The sequence below is a fragment of the Rathayibacter sp. AY1D9 genome (assembly GCF_002932395.1).
Classification (GTDB): domain Bacteria; phylum Actinomycetota; class Actinomycetes; order Actinomycetales; family Microbacteriaceae; genus Rathayibacter.
Map to the genome: position 1 here is coordinate 129538 of NZ_PSVQ01000002.1, position 18519 is coordinate 148056.

Sequence of the window (18519 nt, forward strand, 5' to 3'; positions counted from 1 at the left end):
GAGAGCCCACGCATCAGGCGCCGGGCACCGCGCAACGAGAGAGAGGGGATCCCATATATGGCACTCGAAGCAGATGTCAAGAAGGCGATCATCGAAGAGTACGCGACCCACCCCGGTGACACCGGATCCCCCGAGGTGCAGGTGGCCGTCCTGACCAAGCGGATCAAGGACCTCACCGAGCACCTCAAGGAGCACAAGCACGACCACCACTCGCGTCGTGGTCTGCTGCTGCTCGTGGGTCAGCGTCGTCGACTCCTCGGCTACCTGTCGGATGTGGACATCAACCGCTACCGCTCGCTGATCGAGCGTCTCGGTCTGCGCCGCTAGCTCCTCCCGGAGCAGGGCGCGGTCTCGATGACACCGCGAACTTCTTGCCGAACGGGCCGTCCTCCTCGCGGAGGGCGGCCCGTTCCGCGTTCCCGAGCGGACGAGGCGCGCGGCGCCGGTCAGGGCAGGGGAGCGGGGCGGTCGACTCCGCCCCACGAGTAGCCGCTCGAGGCCGAGAACCAGTCGGCCGCGGCCCGCTGGAGCGCCGTGTCCTCCTCGGGGCGGCCGGGAGCCTCCACGGCGTCGACGAGCCCGGGCAGGGCGATCCGCCAGGCCGCCGCGCTGCGCTGGGCGCGGGCCCAGTCGCGCGCGCACACCGGGTCCTCGGCCGCCGCGGCGAGAGCCCGCGGCGAGGTCACCCGCCAGCCGGTGTCCGACTCCGCGACCACGACCGCGCAGGTGAGCGCGGCGCCGCGCATGATGCTGTCGGGACCGGCGGAGGGGCCGATCGCCTGATCCTGAGCCGCGACCACCGCGGTGAGTGCGAGCTCCAGCCGGGTCGAGGGCTCGTCGGGCCGCGGTCGGATCCTCCCGTCGCCGGCCGAGACCGAGGCCGCCGATCCGGGTGCGAGGAGCAGCCCGGAGGAGGACTGCGACGCGTGCAGGCTCAGCAGCCCCGTCACTCCGTCCGTCCCGCTCGTCACGCCCCGCACCGAGGAGTCGCCGAGACTCCAGACGACGGGGGTGCGGTTGTGGATCGTGAGGCGCCGGTGGTCCTCGTCGAGGCAGGCCACGAGGTGGCCGGCCGGCACGCCCGCTCCGCCCTCGAAGGCGGACGAGGCGGCCAGCAGCTCCCGGGCGTCGTCGCACTGGGCGGGGGCGTCGGAGGCGGCGGCGGCCTGGTCGGCGACCGGCGCCCGGGGGGCGAGGGAGCCCTGCACGCCCGCGACCGCCGCCGTGGTGAGCGCCGCGGCGGCGAGGAGGAGGACCACGCCGCGCCTGCCCATCCTCCGCACCTCCTGGTCGGAGGCTAGCCCGGCGCGGGCGCTCGGGCCAGCGCTGCGAGGGGCTCGCGAAGTGTCCGGCAGGAATTCTTTCGAAGAATCTCAGACCGGGTGCATCCGAGGAGGCGCCTCGGCCGGAAGTAGTGGTGAAGGCCCTTCTCGACCACCCCCCGACCCCACGCGGGTCCCATCGTGAAAGAGGAACACCGTGACCACCTCCCGCTTCTCCCGCAGCCTGCTCGCCGGTGCCTGCATCGGAACCCTGGCCGTCGTCGGCATCGCCGCCACGCCCGCCGCCGCCGCCGACGCCGACTCGGCCGACCTCTCGGTCCTGCACGCCGTCCCCGATACCCCGGTCGACGTCTACGTCGACGGCAAGCTGACGCTCGACGACTTCACCCCCGGCTCGCTCGCCGGCCCGCTCGACCTCCCCACCGGCACCTACAAGGTCGCCATCACGGCCTCCACCGCCGCGGACGCCAGCGCCCCCGTGATCGGCCCGATCGACATCAGCCTCGAGGCGGGGAAGAGCTACACCGTCGCGGCGCACCTCAAGCCGGACAACACCCCCACCGCGACCCTCTTCACCAATGACATCTCGAAGACCGCCGCGGGCGAGGGCCGGCTCACGGTCCGCCACATCGCCGCCGCTCCGGCCGTGGACATCCTCGCCGGAGGGTCGCCCGTCCTGACGAACGTGACGAACCCGAACGAGGGCGTGCTGAACCTCGCCCCGGCCACGATCTCGACCGTGGTCGCCGCGACCGGGACCACCGCGCCGGTCATCGGCCCGGCCGACGTGCAGGTCCAGGAGGGCGTGAACACGATCGTCTACGCCTGGGGCAGCCTGGAGAAGGGCAACCTCGCTCTCGCGACGCAGACCATCGACGGGCTGCACTCCTCGCCGTCGGGCGTCCCCGCCGGTGAGGCCGGCCTCGCGGCGGACAACCGCCCCGACGCCGCCGCGGGCTGGTGGGGCGGAGCACTGCTCGCCGCCCTCGCCGCTGCCGGCGCCGTGCTGATCGGCCGCCGCACCGCCGCCTCGCGTCGCTGACCCGAGGATCCGACCGCCGGGTCGGCCGTGCTGGAGCGCGGCCGTCCCGGCACCCCCGACCACGACCCAGGAGGACGCCATGAGCCGGAGCCCCTTCCCTCTGCGCGTCCTCGCCGTGGTCGGGCTGATCGTGGCCGGTGCCGGTCTCGCCGGATGCGCGGCGCAGGAGTCCCGGGTGGAGCCCGCTCCCGCCGCCGTCTCCTCGGCGCCCCAGCAGCCGGTGCCGGCCACGGTCCCCTCCTCGCCCGCGGCGGCCCTGCCGGAAGCGGTGCCGTCCGTCCCGGTGGCGGACGCCCGGCTCGGCGCGACCCCCGCCCCCACCGCGCTCGCTCCCGAGCGGCTCGTCGTCGACGGGCTCCCCGTCGACATGGCCGTCGAGCCGGTCGGAGTCGCGGACGACGGCACGATGGAGCTCGTGCCCGACACGCAGGTCGCCGGCTGGTACCGCTTCGGCGCCGGCCTCGACGAGCCGGAGGGCACGGTCGTGATCGCCGCGCACGTCGACTCCCTCGCCTACGGCCTCGGGCCGTTCGTCGAGCTGAAGAAGGCGGTCCCGGGCCAGACCGTGACCCTGACCGGCGCGGACGGCGCGGAGCGCGCGTACACCGTCTCGACGGTGGAGACCACGGAGAAGACCACGGTCGACCTCTCGGCCGTGTTCGCCGCCGACGGACCGCCGCGGCTGGTCCTGATCACCTGCGGCGGCGACTTCGACTACGACACCCGCCACTACCTCAGCAACGTGGTGGTCACGGCCGTCCCGGCCGGCTGATCCGCCCGCCCGAGCCTCAGCGACGTACGATGAGCCTCGCAGCGCCGCACGCCCCCGGGCGGCAGCGCTCCCCGCAGCCCTGGAGGGATCCCCTGATCGAGACCATCGAGCCCGCCGACGGCGCCGAGGCCGACAGCGCTCTCGTGGCCCGGCTCGGCCGCCGCTTCGCCGCAGGGGAGGAGGCGGCGCTCGCCGAGGCCTACTCGCGCTGGTCGCCGCTGGTCTTCACGCTGGCGCTGCGCTCGCTCGGCGACCGCGGCGACGCGGAGGACGTGGTGCAGCGCGTGTTCGTCTCGGCCTGGACCTCGCGCTCGGGCTTCGACCCCGGACGGGCGGCTCTCGGAGCCTGGCTGGTCGGGATCTCCCGGAGGAGGATCGCGGACGCGCACGAGGCGCGGGCGCGCGAGCGGAGGCTCACCGAGGCCCTCGTCGCCGTCACGCCGGTCGAGGAGGGGGAGGCCCCCGTCGACCTCGAGGCGCGGATCCTGATCGCCGACGAGCTGGCCCGCCTGGATCCCGTCCCCCGGCGGGTGATCGGCCTCGCCTTCTACGAGGACCTCACCCACACCGAGATCGCCGAGCGCACCGGCCTGCCGCTCGGTACCGTCAAGAGCCACATCCGCCGCAGCCTCGACCGGCTCCGCTCCCGCCTGGAGGTGAGCAGCACATGACCCACCTCGATCCCGACGAGCTCGCCCTGCTCGCCCTCGGCGAGCACTCGAGCGACGCCGAGCAGGCCCACCTGCGCGACTGCCCCGACTGCGCCCGGCAGCTGGTCGAGCTCGGCCACGCCGCGGGCCTGGGCCGTGCGAGCCGTGCTGTCGAGCTGGAGGCGCCGCCCGCGATCGTCTGGGACCGCATCCGCGAGGAGCTCGCCCTCGGCGACCTCGGGCCCGGCGCCCTGCCGTCGTCGGCGGCTGCCGTGCCGCCTCCGCTCGCCCTTCCCCGGGGACGTCACCGTCCCGCGCGCCGCCGCCGGCCCCGCGCTCTGAGCGCCGTTCTGGCAGCTCTCGGCGCGCTCGTCATCGGGGTCGCGGGCGGAGCCTGGTGGCAGGCCTCGCGGAGCGACGACGCCGCCGCCGTCGTGGCGCGCGCTGATCTCGCCGCTCTCCCCGACTGGCAGGGAGCGAGCGGAACCGCGGAGCTGGAGGACGCCGACGGCGCCCGCCGCCTGCACGTGCACCTCGATGCGCAGAGCGCGGACGACTCGTACCGGGAGGTCTGGCTCCTCGCCGCCGACGCCTCCGGGCTGGTAGGCCTCGGCGTGCTCGACGGGACCGACGGCGTCTTCGCCGTGCCCGACGACGTCGACCTCGCCGAGTACTCGCTCGTGGACGTCTCCCAGGAGCCGTTCGACGACGACCCGGAGCACTCCGGCGACTCGATCGTCCGCGGCCCCCTGCGCGAGGGCTGAGGCCTAGGCCGAGCGCTCCGCCAGCACGGCCGTGAGCGCCTGCACCGCGGCGGAGGGGCGCGGCGCCGTGCAGACCGAGAGCTCCCAGACCAGCCCCGGCCAGTCGAGCGCGAGGGCCGTGACGCCCTCCAGCGGCTCGACGCCCGCGCGCGGCACGATCGCCGGACCCAGCCCCGCCTGCACGAAGCGGGGGATCCCCGGCAGATCGGCGACCTCGGTGGCCACCCGGCGCGACGCCCCGGCCTCGCGGAAGGCGAGGTCGACGGCGACCCTGTTGCCGAAGCCGGCGGGCGTGTCCACGAAGGTGAGCCCGTCGAGGTCCTGCGGAGAGGGCGGTCCCGCCGCGGCGAGCGGATGCGCGCTCTCCACCAGCAGGACGTAGTCGCTGCGCACCAGCCGCGTCACCGCCAGGCCCCGCAGCTGCGTCGCCGGCAGTGCCAGCAGAGCGGCGTCGAGCAGGCCGCGGCGCAGGTCCTCGGCGAGACCGGTGGAGCCGGTGGTCGAGGTGCGCAGGAGCAGGTCCACCAGCGGGTGCCGGGTGCGGAAGACGCCGAGCGCGCCGGGCAGGTCGACGAGGTCGAGGGCGGAGAAGGTGCCCACCCGCACCCGCCCGCGGAGCCCCGCCGCGTCGTCGGCCGCGAGCGAGCGCATCCGGTCGAGGCTGTCGATCGCCGATCGGGCCGAGGGCAGGAGCGCCTCGCCGACCGCGGTGAGCGCCACCCGCCGGGTCGAGCGGGCGAACAGCGGCGAGCCGAGCTCCTGCTCGAGCGAGCGGATGCTCGCCGAGAGGGTCGACTGCACGACGAACAGGTGCGCGGCCGCCCGGGTGAAGCTGAGCTCCTCGGCGACGGCGACGAAGGCGGCGAGCTGGCGGTCGTCCATGCGCCCATTATCCAACAGGGACGATCAATTCATCCGAGATCCTCCGTTGGACTCGGATGATGGGGCGGAGCACTGTGGACACTGTGACCACCACCGAGCGCTCCCTCCCGTCCGTCCACCGCCGCGAGCTCCCGCACCGCCACGGCTTCCGGGTGATCGCCGTCGCCTTCCTCACGGTGATGGCGTTCTCGACCGTGCCGACACCGCTCTACGCGATCTACCAGCAGCGCGACGGGTTCCCGGCCTTCGTCGTCACCGTGGTCTTCGCCGCGTACGCGGTCGGAGTCGTGGCGAGCCTCTTCCTCGCCGGGCACGTCAGCGACTGGCTCGGCCGCCGCCGGATCCTGCTCGCGTCGATCCTCGTCGAGGTCCTGGCGGCCGCCGTGTTCCTGCTCTGGCCGGACGTGCCCGGGCTGATCCTCGCCCGCCTGCTGACCGGGCTCGGCGTCGGCGCGCTCACCGCGACGGCCACCGCCCATCTCTCGGAGCTGCGCGCCGTCGCCCGCCCGGAGGAGGGCCCCGGCACCTCCCGCGCCGTCTCCGCCCTCGTGAACATGGGCGGGCTGGCGCTCGGCCCGCTCGTCGGCGGGGTGTTCGCCGTGACGGTGCGCGAGCCCCTGGTCGTCCCGTACGCCGTGTTCCTCGTCCTCCTGGTCGTCCTCGGGATCGGCGTCGCGCTCGTCCCCGAGACGGTCGAGCGGCGCGAGGTCCTCCCGGCCTACCGTCCGCAGCGCCTGGCCGTGCCGGCCGCCTCCCGCGGCGTCTTCCTCTCGGCCGCGGTCGGCGCGTTCGCCGGGTTCGCCGTGCTCGGCCTCTTCACCTCGCTGGCGCCGACCTTCCTCGCCGGGCGCTTCGGCGAGACCTCCCACCTCGAGGCGGGCGCGGTCTCCTTCGGGGTCTTCGCCGCCGGAGCCGTCGCGCAGCTGGTCTCGATCCGGCTGTCCTCGCGGACGGCGCTCCGCCTCTCGGCCGTGGCGCTGACGGCCGGGCTGCTGCTGGTCGCGACCGGCGCCGTGATCGTCTCGGTGTCCGCCTTCATCATCGGCGGGGTGCTCGCGGGAGCGGGCGTGGGCCTGCTCTTCCGCCTGGCGCTCGGAGTCGCCGGCTCGCTCGCCACCGACGAGACCCGCGGCGAGGTGCTCGCGGCCGTGTTCCTCGCCGCCTATCTCGGCCTCGCGGTGCCGGTCCTGGCGATCGGTGCCGCGCTCGCGCTCCTGCCGGCCGTCCCGGTCCTGCTCGGCTTCGTCGCCGTCGTGCTCGTCCTGGTGCTCGCGGCGATCGCCCGGATGCGGCGCACCGCCTGACGCGAGCGGGGGAGGGGCCGCGAGCTGGACAATGGAGGCATGAAGCTCTTCCCGTTCGGACGCGGCGACGCGAACCCCCTCCCCTCCGACGACCGCGGCTCGGGCAAGCTCGACGACTACGACTACGAGCTGCGTCCGAAGTCGCGGCGCGGTGACACCCTCCTCCGCCTCGCCGACTCCCGGCCGCACCAGGACGAGATCGCGCGGGTGCTCGCCCTCGGCGAGGACGAGGTCACGGCCGTGATCCCGCGCCGCACCGCGGAGGAGGAGCGCGTGGATGCTCCGATGCCGGTCCGCCTGTTCGCGGCCCAGCGCCCCTCGGGGCTCGTCGGCCAGGTGCCGCGCGGTCTCGAGAACGTGGTCGAGGCCGCCCTCGCCCGGCTCTCGGAGGCGGGGAGGTCGCCCCGCGTGCCGGCCCGCATCGTGACGGTGAGGGGCGGGCTGCGCGTCGAGCTGCTGATGCACGAGACGCGGGGCTGACGGGCGGAGGGCCGGCCGGGTCGGCGCGGTCCATGGAGGAACCGCACCGCGGCTGATAGCATGAACCGGTTCCGAATCCGAAAGCGACCGCCGGTCGACCCAGGATTCGAGCCACGGAGCAGGCCGGCAGGAAGCTGGTCCTCGGTGGTGGAGTCCCGGACGGCGGCAGCGTGCGACAGAGCACGGGCCGCCGCGGCACGAGTCGCAGGCGGCACGTCCCGCTCGCGGCACAGGTCGCGACAGCCCGGAGCTCTTCTACTGGTGGCCAGCACGAACGCCCTCCACACGACGGCACGGCGCGAAGCCCTGCCGTGGGATCGTCTCGATTCCTGACCGGACCGCTGCTCCGACGAACGCCGGCGCCCAGAAGGGGCGCCGCTGCAGACGTTAAGGAGACAGACCTCTTGGAAGGTCCTGAAATCACATTCGCCGAAGCCGTTCTCGACAACGGCTCGTACGGTACCCGCACCGTCCGCTTCGAGACCGGCCGCCTCGCGCAGCAGGCTCAGGGCGCCGTCGCCGCCTACCTCGACGAGGACACCATGCTCCTCTCGGCCACGTCGGCCTCGAAGAACCCGAAGGACAACTTCGACTTCTTCCCGCTGACCGTCGACGTCGAGGAGCGCTCCTACGCCGCCGGCAAGATCCCCGGCTCGTTCTTCCGCCGCGAGGGCCGCCCCTCCACCGAGGCGATCCTGGTCTGCCGTCTGATCGACCGGCCGCTGCGCCCCTCGTTCGTCGAGGGCCTGCGCAACGAGGTCCAGATCGTCATCACGGTCCTCAGCATCGCGCCGGACGAGTTCTACGACGCCCTCGCGATCAACGCCGCGAGCGCGTCCACGCAGATCTCCGGCCTGCCGTTCTCCGGCCCGGTCGCCGGCGTCCGCCTGGCGCTCATGTCCGACGGCTCCGGCAACGACCAGTGGGTCGCCTTCCCCAAGGCCTCCCAGCTGGAGAACGCCGTCTTCGACCTCACCGTCGCGGGCCGCGTCGTCACCAACGAGGACGGCTCCTCGGACGTCGCCATCATGATGGTCGAGGCCGAGGCCACGGAGTCCTCCTGGAACCTCATCAAGGCGGGTGCGACCAAGCCCAGCGAGGACGTCGTCGCCGAGGGCCTCGAGGCCGCCAAGCCCTTCCTCCGCGCACTCGTCGAGGCGCAGGCGAAGCTCGCCGCCGAGACCGCGAAGCCGGTCAAGGACTACCCGGTGTTCCTGCCCTACGCGCAGGAGACCTACGACAACGTCGCCGAGCTCAGCTACGACGAGCTCGTCCGCGTGTACCAGATCGCCGACAAGGTCGAGCGGCAGGACGCCGACGACGCCCTCAAGGCGCGCGTCAAGGAGCAGATCGCCGAGCGCATCGCCTCGGGCCAGCTCTCGGCCGAGGCCTACAACCAGGTCGGAGCGGCGTACAAGTCCGTCACGAAGGTGGTCGTCCGCGGCCGCATCCTCCGCGACGGCGTGCGCATCGACGGACGCGGCCTGGCCGACATCCGCCCGCTCGACGCCGAGGTGCAGGTCATCCCGCGCGTCCACGGCTCGGCCATCTTCCAGCGCGGCGAGACCCAGATCCTGGGCGTCACCACGCTGAACATGCTCAAGATGGAGCAGCAGATCGACTCGCTGTCGCCCGTCACCAAGAAGCGGTACCTGCACCACTACAACTTCCCGCCCTACTCGACCGGTGAGACCGGCCGCGTCGGATCGCCGAAGCGTCGCGAGATCGGGCACGGCTTCCTCGCCGAGCGCGCCCTCGTGCCGGTGCTGCCGAGCCGCGAGGAGTTCCCCTACGCGATCCGCCAGGTCTCCGAGGCGCTGAGCTCCAACGGCTCGACCTCGATGGGCTCGGTCTGCGCGTCGACCCTGTCGCTCCTCAACGCCGGAGTGCCGCTGCGCGCCCCGGTCGCGGGCATCGCGATGGGCCTCGTGTCCGACGTCGTCGACGGCCAGACCCGCTACGCGGCGCTGACCGACATCCTGGGCGCCGAGGACGCGCTCGGCGACATGGACTTCAAGGTCGCCGGAACCGCCGAGTTCGTCACGGCCATCCAGCTCGACACGAAGCTCGACGGCATCCCGTCGTCGGTGCTCGACGCCGCGCTCAAGCAGGCCAAGGACGCCCGCACCACGATCCTCGCGGTGCTCACGGCGGCCATCGACCAGCCCGACGAGATGGCCCCGACCGCGCCCCGCGTGATCTCGGTGCAGATCCCCGTCGACAAGATCGGCGAGCTGATCGGCCCCAAGGGCAAGACGATCAACGCGATCCAGGACGAGACCGGCGCCGACATCTCCATCGAGGAGGACGGCACCGTCTACATCGGAGCCGTCGACGGTCCGTCGGCCGAGGCCGCGCGTGCGCAGGTCAACGCCATCGCGAACCCGACCAACCCCGAGGTCGGCGAGCAGTTCCTCGGAACCGTCGTCAAGCTCGCGACGTTCGGCGCGTTCGTCTCGCTCCTCCCCGGCAAGGACGGACTGCTGCACATCAGCGAGGTCCGCAAGCTCGCCGGCGGCAAGCGCGTCGAGAACGTCGAGGACGTCCTCGGAGTCGGCCAGAAGCTGCTCGTCCAGATCACCAAGATCGACGACCGCGGCAAGCTGTCCCTCGCGCCCGTCGTGGCCGAGGAGGCCGAGGTCGAGGCTCCCGCCGAGAGCTGATCCCTCCTGCACGACCGTGACGCCCGTCCCACTCCGGTGGGGCGGGCGTCCGTCGTCGGCGGGGGCATGGGGTACGGTGGCGGGACCGCGCCGCACCGCCCCGACCGGAGGACTCCGTGACCGACCCGACGCCCCTGGCCACCGAGCCGGAGACGCCCCTCCTCTCACGCACCCTGGGTCGGACCGGCCTCCCCGTGCATCCGCTCGCCCTCGACGGCTCCGTCTTCGGCTGGGCCGCCGGGATCGACGACACCACCGAGGTGCTCGACGCGTTCGGCCGTCTCGGCGGCACCCTGATCTCGACCGCGGACCACTACGCGACCGGTCGGAGCGAGTACATGATCGGCCGCTGGCTCGAGCAGAGCGGGCTGCGCGAGCGGATGCTGGTCGCGACGAAGGTCGGCCGGCACCCGGACGCGCCGGGCCTCGCCCCGGAGGACGTCCGCATCGCGATCGAGGGGAGCCTCGAGCGGCTCGGCACCCGGATCGACCTGCTCTCGTTCGACAGCGAGGACCCCGGGATCCCCATCGCCGACAGCCTGGCGGCGGTCGCGCCGTTCCTGGCGGACGGCTCGGTCGGCGCCCTGGGCGCCGCGCACTTCAGCGGAGCCGCGATCACGGCGCTGCACGAGACGGCGACCGCGTTCGCGCTGCCGTCGCTCTCGGCCGTCGTGTCGGAGTACAGCCTGATGGAGCGCCGGACCTACGAGACCGACGTCGCCCCCGAGGTGGTGCGGCTCGAGCTCGGTACCCTCGCGCGGCTGCCCCTGGCGAGCGGCTACCTCACCGGCGCCCTGCGCAGCCGCACGGACGAGCCGGAGTCGGCCCTGTTCGAGGCGGGCCTGGACTACGTCGGCCGCCACGGCTCCCGCGTGCTCGCGGCCCTCGACGAGATCGCCGGGGCCCACGGCACGGAGCCCGGCGTGGTCGCGCTCGCCTGGGTGCTCTCGCACCAGGAGGTCTCGGCGGCGATCGTCCGGGCGCGGAACGCCGCGGAGCTCGAGTCGCTGTTCGCGGCGGCCGCGCTCCCGCTGACCCGCAGCGACGTCGCTCAACTGGACCGCGTCTCCGCCTGAGGCCCTCGCCCGCTGGTCCACCGCCGTCGGGCGCCGCGCCCCGCGCCGTGCTCGGAGCGGGGCGCGGCGAGGTTCAGCGGCGCAGGATGCGCGCCTCCCACGGGCCGAGCGTCGACCCGGTCGCACCGGCGACGTTGCCGAGGACCGTCTCGGCAGCCGCCCACTCCTCGAGCAGCGGCACCTCGAGCGGCTCACCGGACACGTTCCCGACGACGAGCAGCTCGCCCGGTCCGGTGCGCGTGAAGGCGAAGAGCGCGGGGTGCTCGGGCTCCAGCAGCGCGAAGCGGCCCAGCTGCACCGTCTCGTCGGCGTGCCGCAGCGCGATCAGCGACCGGTAGTACTCGAAGACCGACCGCTCGGCGGCCCGATCGGCGGCGACGTTCACCTCGGCGGCGTTCGGGTTGACCGCGATCCACGGCTCGCCGGTCGTGAAGCCGGCCTGGAGGCTGTCGTCCCACTGCACCGGCGTGCGGGCGTTGTCGCGGCTCTGCGCGCGCAGCCCGGCGAGCACGGTCGCCGGGTCCTCGCCGCGCTCGCCGACGGCCTCGGCCCAGTAGTTCAGGGACTCGACGTCGCGGAAGTCCTCGATGCCGGCGAACGGGACGTTCGTCATCCCGATCTCGTCGCCCTGGTAGATGTACGGCGTGCCGCGCTGGAGGTGGAGGAGCGTCGCCCAGAGGGTCGCGGACTCGTAGCGGTGCGCGCCGTCGTCCCCGAAGCGCGAGACGAGACGCGGCTGGTCGTGGTTGCCGAGGTACAGGCTGTTCCAGCCGCGCTCGGCCAGGCCGTCCTGCCAGCGCGCGAGGTTGGCCTTCAAGGCGACCAGGTCCAGCGGCACCGGGTGGAACTTGTCGACTCCGTGGTCGATGCCGACGTGCTCGAACTGGAAGACCATGTCGAGCTCACGCCGCTCGGGATCGGTCACGAGCACCGCCTCCTCGAGGGTGACCCCGGGCATCTCGCCGACGGTGAGGAAGGAGCCCTCGCGGTGCGCGAACACGGCCTCGTGCATCTCGCGGAGGTACTCGTGGAGCCGCGGACCCACCCCTCCGACGATGCCCGCGCCGCCCTGGTCGCCGTCGACGGCTCCGACGTCCTTCGAGACGAGGTTGATCACGTCCATCCGGAAGCCGTCCACTCCGCGGTCGAGCCAGCGGTTCATCATCGCGTGCACCGCGTGCCGCACCTCGGGGTTCTCCCAGTTGAGGTCCGGCTGCTGCACCGCGAAGAGGTGGAGGAAGTACTCGTCCGTCGCCGGGTCGAGCGTCCAGGCCGGGCCGGAGAAGTAGGAGCGCCAGCCGTTCGGCTCGGCGACGTCGAGGCCGGCGCCGGCGGCCGCCTCGAGCTCGCGGCCGGGCTCGGCCGAGCGGCGCCCGCGGCGCCACCAGTACCAGTCGCGCTTCGGGTCCTCCTGCGAGGAGCGGGACTCGACGAACCAGGCGTGCTCGTCGCTCGTGTGGTTGACCACGAGGTCCATCACGATGCGGATGCCGCGCTCGTGGGCCTCCGCGAGGAGCAGGTCGAACTCCTCCAGCGTCCCGAACCGCGGGTCGATGTCCTCGTAGTCCGAGATGTCGTAGCCGTTGTCGTGCTGCGGCGACGGGTAGACCGGCGAGAGCCAGATCACGTCGACCCCCAGGTCGGCGAGGTGGTCGAGCTTCGAGCGGATGCCGCCCAGGTCGCCGATGCCGTCGCCGTTCGAGTCCGCGAACGAGCGCGGGTAGATCTGGTAGACGACGGCGCTCGTCCACCAGGGCGCGGACGTCTCCCGCTCGGGGGAGTCGGAGGTCGGGGCGGCGGTCTCGGAGGGGGTCGGGGCGGCGGAGTCCATGGTCGCGAATCTAGCCCGGACGGCCGACACGGAGGGGCCCGCCGCACCGCTCGCCGGCGCGAGTCGACCCCGCCGGCGGCGCCCGTGTAACGATCTGGTGAACCGTGCGCGACCCGGCGGAGTGGCGGCTACGGCGCTCGGATACTCTCTCCCCTGGCGGGACCCGAGCCGCCGCAGGGAGAGTGGTGGCGTGCCCAGGGACAGGACCGGCGCCGTCGTGCGGGCTCCCCGTCACAGTGCCGTCCCGCTCCCGCCCGCGGTCTCCCGCGCAGCCGCCTCGAGCGGCGTCCTCGCCGAGACCGGCTCCGTCGAGCCGACCGCCGTCGCACCCTCGCGCCGCCGGCCGATGGGCGACTCCGGCCACGACCTCTTCCCCTTCGTGCTCGACGCGGCGGCCCTCGGCCGCGACGACGGTGCCGCGCTGCTCGAGCGCTACGCGGCGTGGGGCGGCAACGGCGTCGTCGTCACCGACTCGAGCCTCGCGGAGGGCGTCGGCGGCTGGCCCGCCGGACACCGCGACCGGGACCGCTTCCTCCTGATCGGCCGCTTCGCCGCTCCGGTCGGCGCGCCCGCGACGCCGCGTGCGCTGGTGGACCGTGTCGAGGGGGCGCTGCGCCGCCTCCGCACCGATCGCCTCGATGTGCTGGCGGTCCGCCCCGACGGGGCCGGACGCCTCGACGAGCTCCTCAGCGCCGTCGACGTGCTGCTGGCGCGCGGGCTGGTGCGGTCGGTGGTCGCCTCCGGGTTCTCCCCGGAGGAGCTGTTCGAGGCGCGCGTCCTGGCCGCCCACGGGCTGCCCCGCCTCGCCGGCGCGGAGGTCCGCTGGAACCTGCTCGAGCGGCCCGGCTCGGAGGGCGATCTCGGCCTCGTCGCCGCCGGCCAGGGACTCGCCCTGCTCGCGACCGTCCCCCTCGCCCACGGGTTCCTCCGCGGCGCCGAGCGCACCCGCCGCGAGCTCGGCCGCCTGCCCGACGGGGCACTCGCCGCCGCCCACCTCGGGCGCCGCGGACGCCGGGTCCTCGCCGTCCTCGACGCGATCGGTGCCGAGCTCTCGGCCGCTCCCGCCGCCGTCGCCCTGGCCTGGCTGCTCGGCCGGCCGCGGCTGACCGCCGCGACGGTCGCCCCGCGCTCACCCGCCGACGTGGACGCGCTGGTGCGCGCGGTCTCGCTCGAGCTCGACCCCGGACACCTGGCCGCGCTGGAGCGCGCGCGCCGCTGACCGCGCCCGTCCGCGACGCCCCCTGCACCTCTCCCGCCACGGCGCGACAGCCCGGCTCGGGCCGCCGTCGCGGTGGCCTAGGGTGGGCACGATGAATCACGGAGTCGCACTGCCCCTCGACCAGCCGGAGACGTCAGTCCGGGCCGCAGGCGGATCCACGGTCCGCCGCTCCGTCCTCCCGAGCGGTGTCCGCATCCTCAGCGAATCGGTGCCCGGCGCCCGCAGCGCCACGATCGGCTTCTGGGTCGCCGCGGGTTCTCGCGACGAGCGGCCCGGCCGCCCCGCGACCGCGGGCGAGCCCGCCGTGCCCTCCAACGTCGGCTCGACGCACTTCCTCGAGCACCTGCTGTTCAAGGGCACGCAGAAGCGGTCCGCCCTCGACATCGCCGTGTCCTTCGACTCCGTGGGCGGGGAGCACAACGCTCTCACCGCCAAGGAGTACACCTGCTACTACGCCAAGATCCAGGACCGCGACCTCCCGATGGCGGTCGAGGTGATCGCCGACATGGTGACCTCGAGCCTGATCGATCCGGACGAGTTCGAGACCGAGCGCGGGGTCATCCTCGAGGAGCTGGCGATGGCGGACGACGATCCGGCCGACGTGGCGGGCGAGAAGCTGTTCGAGGCCGTGTTCGGCGACCACCCGCTGGGCCGCCCGATCGGGGGCACCGCCGCGACCATCGGCGAGGCCACCCGGGACGCGGTCTGGGCGCACTACCGCGCCGCCTACCGCCCGCGAGACGTGGTGATCACCGTCGCCGGCGCCGTCGACCACGAGGCGCTCGTCGCGCTGCTCCAGCGGGTCCTCGTCGCCGACGGCTGGGACCTCGGCACGGCGGCCCCGCCCGTCGAGCGGCGCGTCGGCGGCCGTGCGTCCTACACCCGCGGCAGCGCCCTGTCGGTGGTGCACCGCCCCACCGAGCAGGCGAACCTGCTGGTCGGCTTCCCCGGTCTCGCCGCGGGCGACGAGCGGCGGATGACGATGGGCGTCCTCAACTCGATCCTCGGCGGCGGCATGTCCTCGCGGCTGTTCCAGGAGGTGCGCGAGAAGCGCGGCCTGGCCTACTCCGTCTACTCCTTCGCCCCGTCCTACTCGGACGCGGGCCTCTTCGGGCTCTACGCCGCGTGCACCCCGGCGAAGGCGGGGACGGTCGCCGAGCTCCTGCTCACCGAGTTCCACCGCCTCGCCGAGGACGGCGTCACCGACGACGAGCTCGCCCGCGCCCGCGGCCAGCTCTCGGGAGCGGCGGCGCTCGCGCTGGAGGACTCCGACACCCGGATGTCGCGCCTCGGACGCGCCGAGCTGACCTTCGGCGAGTTCGTCGACCTCGACGAGAGCCTGCGCCGACTCGCCCTCGTCGGCGCGGAGGACGTCCAGGCACTCGCGGCAGACTTGGCCCGGGGGCCGTCGTCGATCTCGGCCGTCGGCGCGGTCGACGAGTCGGCCTTCGCCGGGATCGCCGGGATCGAGAGCGCCTCCGCGATCTGATCCGATCGTCGAACGCCCGCTGACCGCGCACCGCCGCGCCGCACCAGGGAGGACCCCGTGTCCCACTACATCTACCTCGTCCGCCACGGCGAGCAGCAGGACGCCGAGCACGGCATGCCGGACGGCCCGCTCTCGGCCCGTGGTGAGCGCCAGGCGAGGCTCATCGCCGAGCGGCTCGGCGGAGTCCCCTTCACCGGAGCGTGGCACTCGCCGCTGCGCCGGGCCGAGGAGACGGCCGCGCGCTTCCAGACGCTTCTGCCGAGCCTGCCGCTCCAGCCGTCCTCGCTGCTGTTCGACTGCATCCCCTCGGGGCCGACCCCGGACATGCCCAAGGCGTTCGAGCCCTTCTTCGGCAGCGTCACCGCGGCCGAGATCGAGGCGGGGCACGCGCAGATGCAGGACGCGGTGGCCGAGTTCCTGGCGCCGTCGCGCGAGGACCGCCACGACCTCCTCATCACCCACAACTTCGTGATCGGCTGGTTCGTCCGCCACGTGTTCGACGCTCCCGACTGGCGGTGGCTGGGCCTCAACCAGGCCAACTGCGGGCTGACGATCATCCGCGTCCGCTCCCGCAAGCCGCCGGTGCTCGTCGTGCACAACGACCTCTCGCACCTGCCCGTGGAGCTGCGCACCGGCCTGCCCGAGGCCCAGCCGTACTGAGCCGCGGGCTACGCTGAGTCGGTGACTACCTCCGTCGCCGTGGTCGGCGCGTCCGGCCGACTCGGCTCGTTCACCTGCTCGCTCATCGAGGCGTCGAGCGAGTTCTCGCTCGTCGCGCGGCTCGGCTCGCGGAGCGATCCCGCCGAGATGCTCGCGGCCGACGTCGTCGTCGACATGACCGTGCCGGCCGTCAGCCAGCAGATCGTCGACTTCGCCGTGGCCAACGGGAGGAAGGTGCTCGTCGGCACCTCCGGCTGGACCGGCGACCGGATCGCGGCCCTCCGGCGCAGCGTCGCCGAGCAGCCGGAGGCCGGCGTCGTGATCATCCCCAACTTCTCGCTGGGCTCGGTGCTCGCGACCGCGCTGGCCACCGTGGCCGCGCGCTTCTTCGACGCCGCCGAGATCGTCGAGACCCACGGCGCCCGCAAGGTCGACTCGCCCTCCGGGACCGCGGTCCGCACGGCCGAGCTGCTGCTGCGCGCCCGGGCCGAGCTCGGTCCGGTGCAGGCTCCGCACACCGACCAGCGGGCCCGCGGCCAGCAGGTCGCGAGCGTCCCGGTCCACAGCCTCCGCCTGCCCGGAGTGGAGGCGCGCCAGGAGGTCGTCTTCGGCGGCACCGGCGAGACGGTCACCATCCGGCACGACACCACCTCGCAGGCGTCCTACGAGCAGGGCGTCCTGCGCGCTCTCGACGCGGTCCGGACGACCACGGGCGTGGTGGTGGGCCTCGACGCGCTGATCGACCTGCGCGCCGCCTTCGACGCCGCGCCTCTCGACGAGCGGCCGGTCGACGAGCAGCCCGTCATCGACCGGGCTCCGTCCGGCCAGGCCGCCGCAGCGACGAGCACCCCGTGAGGACCCGCATCGGCGTCGTCCTGATGGCGGTCCTGCTCGCCCTCTACCTGTTCGTCTGCCTGCAGTACTCCGTCGTCGCCTTCGCCGCGGCGACGGTGCCCGGCATCGTGATGGGCGTCGGCCTGCTGATCCTCGGCGCCGTCGGCGTCTGGGGGCTCGTGCGCGAGCTGCTGTTCGGGCTCCGCGCCGAGAAGCTGGCCCGTCGGCTGGAGGGCGAGAACGCGCTGCCGCAGGAGGTCCTCGACTCGCGGGCCAGCGGGCGTCCGCTCCGGGAGGAGGCGGACGCGCTGTTCCCGCAGTACGCGGAGGAGGTCGACGCGCAGCCCGGGAGCTGGCGTGCCTGGTACCGCCTCGGCCTCGCCTACGACGCCAGTGGCGACCGCAAGCGCGCCCGAGGCGCCATCCGCCGGGCCATCGCGCTGGAGCACGAGGCTCCGGCCTGACCGCTCGGCCGCGACTCGAGCGCGGCTCTCCGGGCGAGAACCGCTCGGGCGGCCGGGATCAGGCGAGCACCCACTCCAGCGCCGCGCCGACCGTGCGGTGGCGGAACTCGAAGCCGTCGTCGAGCAGCCGCTGGGGGACCAGGCGCTGGCTCGAGAGCAGGAGCTCGTGCCCGGCGTCGCGCAGCGCGAGCTCGATGATCTTCTCGGGGACGGCCAGCTTGAACGGGCGGTGCAGCTGCTCGGCGAGGGTGCGCATCACTTCGTTCGCGGTCGCCGGCACCGGTCCGGCGAGGTTCACCGGGCCCGAGAGCGAGGACGTGAGCAGGTGGCGGATCGCCGCGGCCTCGTCGTAGAGGCTGATCCAGGGCCAGGCCTGGTTGCCGCTGCCGAGGGGTCCGCTGAGGCCGAGCTTCGTCAGGGGCAGGAGCGGCTTGAGCGCGCCGCCGTCGCCGAGGACGAGCCCGGTGCGAGCGGTGACCACCCGCGTGGCCTCGGGCGCGAGGTGGGCGGCCTTCTCCCAGCGGTCGACGACGTCGGCGAGGAACCCGTCGCCGCGCGAGGACTGCTCGGTGAGCTCCTCGCCCGGGCGGTCTCCGTAGTAGCCGACCGCGGAGGCGTTGATCAGCGTCGTCGGCGGGGTCGAGGACATCCGCATCGCGTCGGTGAGGGTCTGCGTGGACTGGATCCGCGAGTCGAGGATCTCCCGCTTGTAGGACGCGGTCCACGGCAGGCGGCTGATCGAGGCGCCGGAGAGGTTGATCACGGCGTCGACGCGGTCGAGCACGCTGAAGTCGAGCATGTGCGAGGTGGGCGCCCAGTGGAACTCGTCCGGGCTCGACGGCGCGTGGCGCACCAGGCGCAGGATCTCGTGCCCCTCGGCGCGCAGCTGGCGGGTCAGCTCGGAGCCGATCATCCCGCTGGCGCCCGAGATCAGGACGCGGAGCCGGGGAGCGGACGCGTCCGGCCGGGCCGAGGGCAGCTCGGACGGCGTCGACACGTGCTCGCCCGGCGTGCGCGCGGCGCGTCGCGGCGAGCCGGAGTCCGTGGTCCCGTCGTGGTCGGAGTGCCGTGCGGATGAGTCGCTCATGGTGCCTCCCGGAGCCGGT

At 73.9% G+C, this 18519-nt stretch carries 18 protein-coding genes; 14 read left to right on the top strand and 4 right to left on the bottom strand.

Features of this window, described 5'->3' with window-relative positions:
• Positions 1-57 precede the first annotated feature (57 nt).
• The gene (rpsO, locus tag C5C50_RS02205; RefSeq protein ID WP_068252328.1) at positions 58-327 is read left to right on the top strand and encodes a 30S ribosomal protein S15; all 270 of its coding nucleotides are present in this window, start codon (positions 58-60) and stop codon (positions 325-327) included.
• 119 nt (positions 328-446) lie between these two features.
• On the opposite strand, the gene C5C50_RS02210 is transcribed toward rpsO, so the two are convergent.
• Positions 447-1274, bottom strand: a complete 828-nt coding sequence (locus tag C5C50_RS02210) for a hypothetical protein (RefSeq protein ID WP_104272748.1) — start codon at positions 1272-1274, stop codon at positions 447-449.
• Positions 1275-1479: 205 nt separating this feature from the next.
• Here C5C50_RS02210 and C5C50_RS02215 point away from each other — a divergent pair, with 205 nt between their 5' ends.
• The 4 genes from C5C50_RS02215 (at position 1480) to C5C50_RS02230 (ending at position 4511) form a co-directional block, all read left to right on the top strand.
• Positions 1480-2325 carry a DUF4397 domain-containing protein gene (locus tag C5C50_RS02215; RefSeq protein ID WP_104224813.1) on the top strand — a complete coding sequence of 282 codons (846 nt, stop codon included), beginning with the start codon at positions 1480-1482 and terminating at the stop codon, positions 2323-2325.
• Between the two features lie 79 nt (positions 2326-2404).
• Positions 2405-3097 carry a class F sortase gene (locus tag C5C50_RS02220; RefSeq protein WP_104262705.1) on the top strand — a complete coding sequence of 231 codons (693 nt, stop codon included), beginning with the start codon at positions 2405-2407 and terminating at the stop codon, positions 3095-3097.
• Between the two features lie 29 nt (positions 3098-3126).
• Positions 3127-3768: an RNA polymerase sigma factor gene (locus tag C5C50_RS02225; RefSeq protein ID WP_104226288.1), complete on the top strand. Its 642-nt coding sequence runs from the start codon at positions 3127-3129 to the stop codon at positions 3766-3768.
• Positions 3765-4511: an anti-sigma factor gene (locus C5C50_RS02230; protein WP_104224810.1), complete on the top strand. Its 747-nt coding sequence runs from the start codon at positions 3765-3767 to the stop codon at positions 4509-4511. Before C5C50_RS02225 ends, C5C50_RS02230 begins: the two co-directional genes overlap by 4 nt.
• A 3-nt stretch (positions 4512-4514) precedes the next feature.
• On the opposite strand, the gene C5C50_RS02235 is transcribed toward C5C50_RS02230, so the two are convergent.
• Complete coding sequence (locus tag C5C50_RS02235; RefSeq protein WP_104272749.1) at positions 4515-5393, bottom strand: LysR family transcriptional regulator; 879 nt, start codon at positions 5391-5393, stop codon at positions 4515-4517.
• Between the two features lie 83 nt (positions 5394-5476).
• Here C5C50_RS02235 and C5C50_RS02240 point away from each other — a divergent pair, with 83 nt between their 5' ends.
• The 4 genes from C5C50_RS02240 (at position 5477) to C5C50_RS02255 (ending at position 10916) form a co-directional block, all read left to right on the top strand.
• The gene (locus tag C5C50_RS02240) at positions 5477-6697 is read left to right on the top strand and encodes an MFS transporter (protein WP_258067609.1); all 1221 of its coding nucleotides are present in this window, start codon (positions 5477-5479) and stop codon (positions 6695-6697) included.
• Positions 6698-6736: 39 nt separating this feature from the next.
• Complete coding sequence (locus tag C5C50_RS02245) at positions 6737-7177, top strand: hypothetical protein (protein ID WP_104226292.1); 441 nt, start codon at positions 6737-6739, stop codon at positions 7175-7177.
• Between the two features lie 404 nt (positions 7178-7581).
• Positions 7582-9840 (top strand): polyribonucleotide nucleotidyltransferase, encoded by a 2259-nt coding sequence (locus tag C5C50_RS02250; protein ID WP_104224806.1) that lies wholly within the window; start codon positions 7582-7584, stop codon positions 9838-9840.
• A 116-nt stretch (positions 9841-9956) separates the two neighbouring features.
• Positions 9957-10916, top strand: a complete 960-nt coding sequence (locus tag C5C50_RS02255) for an aldo/keto reductase (protein WP_104260622.1) — start codon at positions 9957-9959, stop codon at positions 10914-10916.
• 73 nt (positions 10917-10989) lie between these two features.
• On the opposite strand, the gene C5C50_RS02260 is transcribed toward C5C50_RS02255, so the two are convergent.
• Positions 10990-12747, bottom strand: a complete 1758-nt coding sequence (locus tag C5C50_RS02260; RefSeq protein WP_104272751.1) for an alpha-glucosidase — start codon at positions 12745-12747, stop codon at positions 10990-10992.
• A gap of 190 nt (positions 12748-12937) precedes the next feature.
• Between C5C50_RS02260 and C5C50_RS02265 the strand changes: the two genes are divergently transcribed.
• The 5 genes from C5C50_RS02265 to C5C50_RS02285 all read left to right on the top strand — a co-directional run bounded on the left by C5C50_RS02265 (position 12938) and on the right by C5C50_RS02285 (position 17413).
• Positions 12938-13966 carry an aldo/keto reductase gene (locus tag C5C50_RS02265; protein WP_146085843.1) on the top strand — a complete coding sequence of 343 codons (1029 nt, stop codon included), beginning with the start codon at positions 12938-12940 and terminating at the stop codon, positions 13964-13966.
• Positions 13967-14057: 91 nt separating this feature from the next.
• Complete coding sequence (locus C5C50_RS02270) at positions 14058-15455, top strand: pitrilysin family protein (RefSeq protein ID WP_104224504.1); 1398 nt, start codon at positions 14058-14060, stop codon at positions 15453-15455.
• A 57-nt stretch (positions 15456-15512) separates the two neighbouring features.
• Entirely contained in the window at positions 15513-16115 is a 603-nt protein-coding gene (locus C5C50_RS02275) for a histidine phosphatase family protein (protein WP_104224462.1), read from the top strand.
• Positions 16116-16136: 21 nt separating this feature from the next.
• A complete protein-coding gene (gene dapB / locus C5C50_RS02280; protein WP_104250174.1) occupies positions 16137-16970 on the top strand; it encodes a 4-hydroxy-tetrahydrodipicolinate reductase in 834 nt (277 codons plus the stop codon).
• On the top strand, positions 16967-17413 hold the full coding sequence (locus tag C5C50_RS02285; RefSeq protein ID WP_104250175.1) for a hypothetical protein: 447 nt from the start codon (positions 16967-16969) through the stop codon (positions 17411-17413). Before dapB ends, C5C50_RS02285 begins: the two co-directional genes overlap by 4 nt.
• Before the next feature lie 58 nt (positions 17414-17471).
• Here C5C50_RS02285 and C5C50_RS02290 read toward each other — a convergent pair whose 3' ends face one another.
• On the bottom strand, positions 17472-18500 hold the full coding sequence (locus C5C50_RS02290; RefSeq protein WP_104272753.1) for a TIGR01777 family oxidoreductase: 1029 nt from the start codon (positions 18498-18500) through the stop codon (positions 17472-17474).
• Positions 18501-18519 lie beyond the last annotated feature (19 nt).

Excerpts from the sequence above, each read along its gene's own strand:
- C5C50_RS02245 (WP_104226292.1), top strand. The coding sequence starts at position 6,737 with ATGAAGCTCTTCCCGTTCGGACGCGGCGACGCGAACCCCCTCCCCTCC.
- C5C50_RS02260 (WP_104272751.1), bottom strand. The coding sequence starts at position 12,747 with ATGGACTCCGCCGCCCCGACCCCCTCCGAGACCGCCGCCCCGACCTCC.
- C5C50_RS02270 (WP_104224504.1), top strand. The coding sequence starts at position 14,058 with ATGAATCACGGAGTCGCACTGCCCCTCGACCAGCCGGAGACGTCAGTC.
- C5C50_RS02225 (WP_104226288.1), top strand. The coding sequence starts at position 3,127 with ATGAGCCTCGCAGCGCCGCACGCCCCCGGGCGGCAGCGCTCCCCGCAG.
- C5C50_RS02220 (WP_104262705.1), top strand. The coding sequence starts at position 2,405 with ATGAGCCGGAGCCCCTTCCCTCTGCGCGTCCTCGCCGTGGTCGGGCTG.
- C5C50_RS02235 (WP_104272749.1), bottom strand. The coding sequence starts at position 5,393 with ATGGACGACCGCCAGCTCGCCGCCTTCGTCGCCGTCGCCGAGGAGCTC.
- rpsO (WP_068252328.1), top strand. The coding sequence starts at position 58 with ATGGCACTCGAAGCAGATGTCAAGAAGGCGATCATCGAAGAGTACGCG.
- C5C50_RS02210 (WP_104272748.1), bottom strand. The coding sequence starts at position 1,274 with ATGGGCAGGCGCGGCGTGGTCCTCCTCCTCGCCGCCGCGGCGCTCACC.
- C5C50_RS02290 (WP_104272753.1), bottom strand. The coding sequence starts at position 18,500 with ATGAGCGACTCATCCGCACGGCACTCCGACCACGACGGGACCACGGAC.
- C5C50_RS02230 (WP_104224810.1), top strand. The coding sequence starts at position 3,765 with ATGACCCACCTCGATCCCGACGAGCTCGCCCTGCTCGCCCTCGGCGAG.